This is a genomic window from Nostoc sp. LEGE 12447 (assembly GCF_015206985.1).
Taxonomy (GTDB): Bacteria; Cyanobacteriota; Cyanobacteriia; order Cyanobacteriales; family Nostocaceae; genus Nostoc.
Genome location: NZ_JADEXT010000105.1, coordinates 1 through 6,631, shown reverse-complemented (window position 1 = coordinate 6,631; position 6,631 = coordinate 1). Strand labels below are relative to the sequence as shown.

10 protein-coding genes are annotated in these 6,631 nt (G+C 40.0%); 6 read left to right on the top strand and 4 right to left on the bottom strand.

Going from position 1 to position 6,631, the window contains the following annotated elements; all coding sequences use genetic code 11:
* Positions 1–476: 476 nt before the first annotated feature.
* Both IQ274_RS36085 and IQ274_RS36080 read left to right on the top strand, forming a co-directional pair.
* Entirely contained in the window at positions 477–749 is a 273-nt protein-coding gene (locus IQ274_RS36085) for an HNH endonuclease (RefSeq protein ID WP_194145221.1), read from the top strand.
* On the top strand, positions 656–865 hold the full coding sequence (locus tag IQ274_RS36080; protein ID WP_194145219.1) for a hypothetical protein: 210 nt from the start codon (positions 656–658) through the stop codon (positions 863–865). The genes IQ274_RS36085 and IQ274_RS36080 overlap by 94 nt, the downstream gene beginning before the upstream one ends.
* Positions 866–867: 2 nt before the next feature.
* On the opposite strand, the gene IQ274_RS36075 is transcribed toward IQ274_RS36080, so the two are convergent.
* Entirely contained in the window at positions 868–1,473 is a 606-nt protein-coding gene (locus tag IQ274_RS36075; RefSeq protein WP_194145218.1) for a YdcF family protein, read from the bottom strand.
* A gap of 36 nt (positions 1,474–1,509) precedes the next feature.
* Positions 1,510–2,464, bottom strand: a protein-coding gene (locus tag IQ274_RS36070; RefSeq protein WP_194145217.1) for an IS630 family transposase whose coding sequence is annotated in 2 segments (ribosomal slippage) — positions 1,510–2,122 and positions 2,121–2,464 — 957 coding nt in all. Because the reading frame shifts where the segments join, the coding sequence is not laid out codon by codon here.
* Between the two features lie 624 nt (positions 2,465–3,088).
* On the opposite strand from IQ274_RS36070, the gene IQ274_RS36065 reads away from it, so the two are divergent.
* The 4 genes from IQ274_RS36065 (at position 3,089) to IQ274_RS36050 (ending at position 4,813) form a co-directional block, all read left to right on the top strand.
* Positions 3,089–3,328 (top strand): hypothetical protein, encoded by a 240-nt coding sequence (locus IQ274_RS36065; protein WP_163939136.1) that lies wholly within the window; start codon positions 3,089–3,091, stop codon positions 3,326–3,328.
* Complete coding sequence (locus IQ274_RS36060) at positions 3,325–3,783, top strand: HNH endonuclease (RefSeq protein WP_194145216.1); 459 nt, start codon at positions 3,325–3,327, stop codon at positions 3,781–3,783. The genes IQ274_RS36065 and IQ274_RS36060 overlap by 4 nt, the downstream gene beginning before the upstream one ends.
* Before the next feature lie 168 nt (positions 3,784–3,951).
* Complete coding sequence (locus tag IQ274_RS36055; RefSeq protein WP_194145215.1) at positions 3,952–4,275, top strand: hypothetical protein; 324 nt, start codon at positions 3,952–3,954, stop codon at positions 4,273–4,275.
* A gap of 58 nt (positions 4,276–4,333) precedes the next feature.
* Positions 4,334–4,813 carry a DUF6985 domain-containing protein gene (locus IQ274_RS36050; RefSeq protein ID WP_194145214.1) on the top strand — a complete coding sequence of 160 codons (480 nt, stop codon included), beginning with the start codon at positions 4,334–4,336 and terminating at the stop codon, positions 4,811–4,813.
* Between the two features lie 521 nt (positions 4,814–5,334).
* On the opposite strand, the gene IQ274_RS36045 is transcribed toward IQ274_RS36050, so the two are convergent.
* On the bottom strand, positions 5,335–5,892 hold the full coding sequence (locus tag IQ274_RS36045; RefSeq protein WP_194145220.1) for a GIY-YIG nuclease family protein: 558 nt from the start codon (positions 5,890–5,892) through the stop codon (positions 5,335–5,337).
* 110 nt (positions 5,893–6,002) lie between these two features.
* On the bottom strand, positions 6,003–6,631 hold a 629-nt coding region (locus IQ274_RS36040; protein ID WP_194145213.1), incomplete at its 5' end, for a class I SAM-dependent methyltransferase.

The window sequence follows — 6,631 nt, the reverse complement described above, 5'->3', positions numbered from 1 at the left end:
ACCAGTTTCACTGCCAAAGCTTTTCTGACTTCACGAGCATCTGGACGGCTATCTATAAATTCTTGTAATTCTGCGATCGCCATTTCTAGACGCTGGGTTATCATTGTTCGTTATTAGACAGATATTTCTACCCGTATTATCTCGCAGTCCTTTTCAGAAATCAAATATGATTTCTATAAGTATTTTAGCGTTAGCTTAAAATAGTATATCAAAACTTGAGTTGAATGTTTTACATAAAAGTTTTATTTATCCTCTAAGTAAATATATTCTTATGTAGCTCATAATTGAATTATTTTAGTATTGATGATTAGTCATTCAGTTGAAGATAAGCTAATTCAGATTTTGAAAAAACATTTGATTTGTTTTATTTATCATTTCACCGATTTTTACAATTATCTATGTCATTTTGGAATCTCCCTTAGTTTTTATTAGTAAATAAGATGCGTTTGCCCTGATATCCAGACAATTGGAAAGAAATTGCGACAGCGCTAAAAGCTGACTGTGATTGGCGTTGTACTAAATGTGGTAGGGTCTGCTTACGTCCTGGGGAAAAACCACCTGATTGGACAAAATCTCAGTGCAAAGCTCATACACTTCAGGTACATCACTGGAATTGTGACCCTAGTGACAATCGGCTTGAGAACCTGGCTTGCCTATGCAGTGGCTGTCACCTTTACTACCATCGATTCGGACGCGGGAATATTTCTCCGGGACAGTTGTCACTGTTTGCCGAGAGGAAAGTCAGCTAAAATTTAGCGATTTCAGGCGTGAGCGCTCACTAAAACTTGCTTTTGTTGTTGCGATTGCTTCAGGGGGTGCTTTGTGTTATCGCTCAACTAGGCAATTTTTAGTTGCAGTTTGCTAAAACTAGATTTTAAACACTAAGTAGACAAAGTAAAAATAAGTTTCTCGGCTTAAAAACTCCATTTGACTGTGAAAACTGCGATAGCGGGTAGTCGGTGTGGGAGACGAATGTGCATCCATTCCTAAATTTCGTGCCATCAATACTGCTCGTTTCATGTGCAATGGATCGCTAACAATAAGAAACTTGTTTAATTGGTGAGCATTCGCTACTTCCAAAGCATTTGTGAGGTTCTGGTGAGTTGTACGAGATTGAGTTTCAGTGAGAATATCAGCAGCTTTTACCTGTTGTGCGAGTGCATAATTTTTTCCAACTATAGCTTCAGGTGGTTCATTACTCTCGCCAACTCCGCCAGTAAAAATGATTGTTTTAACAGATCCATCTTTATATAAGTTGATGGCGTGGTTAATTCGCTCTCTGAAAACAGGAGATGGTTTTTCTCCCCAAACTGCCGCTCCTAAAACAATTGCTGCATCTGCCTTGATATTATTAGTACTGCGGCCATATAAATAAATACTTGAGGCAGAAGAAGCGATCGCCAGCAACAAGGCAGATATCAAAGCTAGTGTCACCAAAATTAACCATTTTTTGGAAATTTTGTAATTGAGCATGGGGCGTTGTCTTATTTTTCATTCTTATAGCGTTTCCTAATCTAGTGAAGTACAGTAGCAACAGTGGGTATACCAATTATAAATATCGGTCAAAGAGACTTGTTTAAAAGCAGCTTCAATCGAGGAAGCTAAATCTGGATAACTCCTAGGACTAAGAGAACGTAGTATGTTTTTCACCTTTGACCAACAATTTTCGATTGGGGAAAAATCAGGAGAATATGGTGGTAAATAAATCAATTTAGCTTCGGCAGCATCGATGAGTTTTTCGATATCTCCGCCTTTATGAATTGAGCAATTGTCCATGATTACATAATCACCATTCTTCAGTTTCGGAACTAATTTTTGAGAAATATAAGCCTCAAATGTTAGACCATCAGTTGCACCGACAATACTATATTGGCTAATCACACCGCCTAGACCAATTGCACCGATTATTGAAACATTTTTACTGCGTTTTTGAGGTCGGGTACTATGCGCTCTTTCACCTTTAGGGGAACGAGCAGAATGTCGGCTCAAAGATAGATTAGCTCCGGACTCATCGAGAAAAATCAGCTTATTGGCAGGTATTCCTTGAATTAAGAGCCAGAATTGGACTCTTAACAATTGAACTCTTTCAGTTTCCTTTTCTGTGGCGTGTAATGTTTTTTTTGAAGCTGATTTCCATCTTCTGTAACATTCTATCTACTGTAGAAATACCGATCGTAACTCCTGTCTTTTGGGCTAGTTCTGCGCGAATCTCTTTCAAGGTTGCATCATTCTTGGCTTCTACTATTTCTTTCAGAATATTAAATTGTTCAGAGTTTAGTTTCGGTGGCGTTTGTTGCATTCTGACTTTAGGTGCAATACTTCCTGTTTCTCTGTATTGTTTAAGTAATTTCTCGATAAAACTTAAAGTTACACAAAATCTTTTGGCTAACTGACGTTGTGATATTCCACTTGTCTTATATGTATCAAGTATTTTTTGACGTAAATCTAGGGAATATGCTTTCATTTGTACCCTTGATCAGATATAAAGCTTTATTTGATTGATTGTGTACTTTACTATAGGACTCGGATTTGATTTCTGAAAACATACTCAAACTGAAAAACCTGTTTTTTAAGGGTTTTATCTGAAATCTTATTCAAAAATCAGATATGAGTCCTATAGACCGGGAAAGGCTATAGTTTCAATATCAAGTTAAGTGCGTAAGTTCTATACTGTTATATGCTTCACCATTAGATGCAGTTGTGAATCTGGTTTCTACCGTGCAATCAAAAACTGCCCTAGACGGAAGCTAGAGCAGTTTTTGATAGAAGTAAATTATAGGGGAGACAATTAGCGTTGTCCCCGGTTTATCCATAGTAAATACCGTTATATAATACTATTCACCTCAAATCTCATGCTTTACGCAAAAAACGAATAATCTACACTGTGGCATTACAAAGGTTAGAAATCAGCATCAGCCAACGTATCAACGTATCATAGACGACAACCGTGATTTTAAGCTTCTTCTTTGGGGAAAAAGACAAGTCTACCGCATTACCTTTTATCAACTGACATTCAAACTAAAGCAGGTAAGGAAGATTCGCTGTTAAAATACCACCAGTCCGCTAAATTAAACGAGACATACAGCTTATGATTACTCAAATGATGGTTCAACCCTCATTCTGGGTAGATTCTGGAATCAAACTCAGTAAAGTTAGGGACATACATTTGTTTAAATTTACTGAAGAATTACAGTCTCGACTCGAAGAATTGTCTGAGAAAAAGAAAGCTGGATTGCTAACCACAGAAGAAGATGCTGAATTGGCAGGCATATTGGAACTAGATAGAATTTTTACCTTGCTTAATGCCAAAATCATTTCTGAATCATGACAGTTAATGATGCAACCAAAAAATTAGTCAGACAAAGAGCAAAATTTCTTTGTGAATACTGTCATTCTTCAGAAGAAGCAAGTGCTGCTCTATTTTCTATTGACCATATTATCCCACAGTCTCTTAAAGGTTCGGATGACCCTGATAACCTGGCGTTAGCTTGTCAGCGTTGTAACGGATATCGCTATAATTTCACCACTAGAATTGATCCAGATACAGGACAGATGCTACCTCTGTTTAATCCACGCCAGCAAAAGTGGTCAGATCACTTTATTTGGTCAGCAGATGGTCTAAAAATTATTGGCATTAGTTCTGTAGGACAAGCTACAAGTAATCGTTTAGACCTCAATGATGAACGTCATAATGAAGGGTCTATTGTCAAAGCTCGTCGTCTTTGGCTCAAAGGTGGTTGGCATCCACCTGATGAAGATCCACGACAAGTAAAAGAGTTTTGATTTGCAATTTCTTTAACTGTAGAAGTGCATCACTCAAGCAATGGCGTAGTCCATCGCCTGCTCAATCGATTTCTCATGAGTGATTGCCGAAGCCCTGCTGTTGACAGTACAGGTAGTGGGCTTGAGTAATCTCCAAGTCACAAGATGGAGTTTTTCAAGTAAAAATATATGAGTAATACTGAATTTCATCCTTGCCCAATCTGTTCGACCCCAACTCGATATTTTCCAAGATATCCACGCGCAGTTTGCGATGATTGCTATAGCAAAGCAAGTGATGCTCAGGGACGAAAATTGAGTTTTTTTAATAGCTCAATGAGTGGAGGGTTTGAGGGAATTATAACTGAAACTAAAGAGAAGTACGAAAGCCATATTTGCTATATTGATGGGGTAAAATGCTGCGCTGATGAAGCTCGGTTTGGCGGGATTGTGATTGAAACGATGATATTAACTATCGATATTCTCGCTCACAAAGTACGACTAATTTCAAAGTAAAATTTTCACTAGTTTTTAGAGTTGCTAGGGAAACCCAGAATAAAGGTAATATCTGAAGATGATGGAATCCCCAAGAAGTTATTACGATGCTGAGTTTGGACAGATGACATTGGAAGATAACTACTGGACTTTAGCACAATGTGCTGTTTTGGGCGATCGCCGTGTACCGATTTGTGTGGATTTTGAACAGGGGCAGATTGGGGAACTTTCATTGCTTCAGCGTGAAGCAATTCGGCAGGCTTTAGCCTTGCCACCCGATGTGTTACGCATCACTGCTCCTGTTGTGCTGCAAAATTATGATGTATATCGTGACATGATTGGAGATGAGTCAATGCCACTGTTGGCTAATCCCATTCAGGTCTGGGAGCAGGTCACTTTCTCATATATCTATGTGCCGCCCCATGTTGAGTTTGACCTGGATATTGCTACCTTTGAGTTGCTAGCTGAGTGTGACTGGGATCTAGAACACGGCTTAGAAGTACGCTTTCGCAATGGAGTAGCAGACGATGCAGATCAGATAGGTGAAACAGGACGGTAAAAACTATATAGCTTGGTATAAAACCGTGGTGAATTGAAGCATAGCGCTTATCGCTTATGATTACTGCTTAGTGCTACGATTGCTGAGTCCAAATTTACTTACATATACAAAAAAAGTTGTTTGAGCTATTAGAATTCCGAGCGCTGTACCGGAGAATGCTGCCTGAGCTTGAAAAATTGTAAGCTCATGAAGGTTTCGGGGTTCAGGCCCGAATTCTAGATGGAATTGCCATCTTGCTGCTTGTGGATTGGTAAGAAAACTCAGAAATAGACTTAGAATATAGCCAAGAACCGTAAATAATAAAGCTGTAGGAATAGTCAGCTTTAAGTTTTGAAAGAGTAATGAGCGCATGGAGAAAATTGTTTAACTTTAAAGTTTTTACAACTATTCTGATAGTTACACAATTATGAATTAATTACGAATTACGAATTACGAATTAGTAATTATTAGATAGTGCCTGGATTTTCCCCTGGTAAGCAGTTTAAAGAAAAAGTAGCGCCATAAAGCATAAGTAAGCCACCCTACCCAAAAGGTTGCCCCCAGCGCACACAGTTCTCTTTATTGAACGGACTACGCCACTTCAAAATTAAGTTCAATTCCAATTCCTGCCGTGCGCGTCGGTCTGTGGGTGCATCCCACCAGAAAGCGATGCTCACGGAGCGTTGCAGTCCATAATGATGATGCAGTGAATGGTAACTATCTAGATATTGCTTGCATCCATGCTCACCTTTCCAGCGTTTACCAGATCGTCTTGTTTCATCAACATACAACAGCAAGGGCATAGCATTATCGCTCACAAAATAAATAGCGGCGTTACCCGCATCTGTTGGCATCCTGTAAAACGCCATTGATTGCAAAGGTAGAGTAAAAGGATCTATCGCGTCTGGGTCGAAGCGGTTGGGTGTAATATCAAATAACGCCGTCTGTTCAGGTGGTTTGCTCTCCCTCACCCGTTGCTGATAGTGCAAAATCTGCGCTTTCCACTTCAGTAGGGCATCACCGCTCATCAGCAGTCCCTCTGCTCTGCGTACCGGCGTGGGCTTCACTTCTGAAAATAGGTTTAGCTGATTTGGTTCCAAGGTGAATACAAAGGGTGCGATCAACTAGCTGATTATCCCTGATGAAAGTGACATCCCCCAAGAAACACTACCAGAAGGCAAGCGGTTAGCCCTCAGAGGATGTCAAAGAATTATGAACTATGCCTTTGATACTCAATCCGCACTTGCTTAACGTCAAACTCAGATTCTAAAAACTCAAGTTTTTCTACTTGCTCAAATCCCAAGTTTTCAAACTGTTCCAGTTCTGAGTCTGATAGTGCCCAAGGTGGGCCATCCGGTTCAGCTTCTGTGTCTCGAACACGAGTAATCATCAAAAGTGTCCCACTGGGAGCCACAAGGCAGGCAACCGAAGAAATAGCAGCATAACGCACATTTAACAGTAACGCTTGAATGTTACGGCACTCGAACACAAAGTCAAAGGCTTGATGCCATTGTGCCGGAACTGCGAACAAATCTGCAACTACGTAGTTGACAGTTGAATTGGGAAATCGCTCTTGACACCAAGCGATCGCCGTAGGAGAAATATCAAAAGCCGTTACCTCAAATCCAAGATTTGCTAAAGCTTCAGCATCGTCTCCCAAACCACAACCAATAACTAGCGCCTTTTGCTGTGAAGCGAACGGTTGATGATTTGTCAACCAATCTTGCAGATAAGGGTGAGGAGCTAACTTGGCCCAAGGAATCTGTGTTGTGTCGCCTTGAGCTTCGGCATACAAAACTTCAAACCAAGCTGATGGCTCTGATTTTTGTTGTGCAGCGC

What these genes read in the sequence shown, in the direction of transcription:
- IQ274_RS36055 (WP_194145215.1), top strand. Translation starts at nt 3,952, where the DNA reads ATGAGTAATACTGAATTTCATCCTTGCCCAATCTGTTCGACCCCAACT.
- IQ274_RS36060 (WP_194145216.1), top strand. Translation starts at nt 3,325, where the DNA reads ATGACAGTTAATGATGCAACCAAAAAATTAGTCAGACAAAGAGCAAAA.
- IQ274_RS36050 (WP_194145214.1), top strand. Translation starts at nt 4,334, where the DNA reads ATGATGGAATCCCCAAGAAGTTATTACGATGCTGAGTTTGGACAGATG.
- IQ274_RS36080 (WP_194145219.1), top strand. Translation starts at nt 656, where the DNA reads ATGCAGTGGCTGTCACCTTTACTACCATCGATTCGGACGCGGGAATAT.
- IQ274_RS36065 (WP_163939136.1), top strand. Translation starts at nt 3,089, where the DNA reads ATGATTACTCAAATGATGGTTCAACCCTCATTCTGGGTAGATTCTGGA.
- IQ274_RS36075 (WP_194145218.1), bottom strand. Translation starts at nt 1,473, where the DNA reads ATGCTCAATTACAAAATTTCCAAAAAATGGTTAATTTTGGTGACACTA.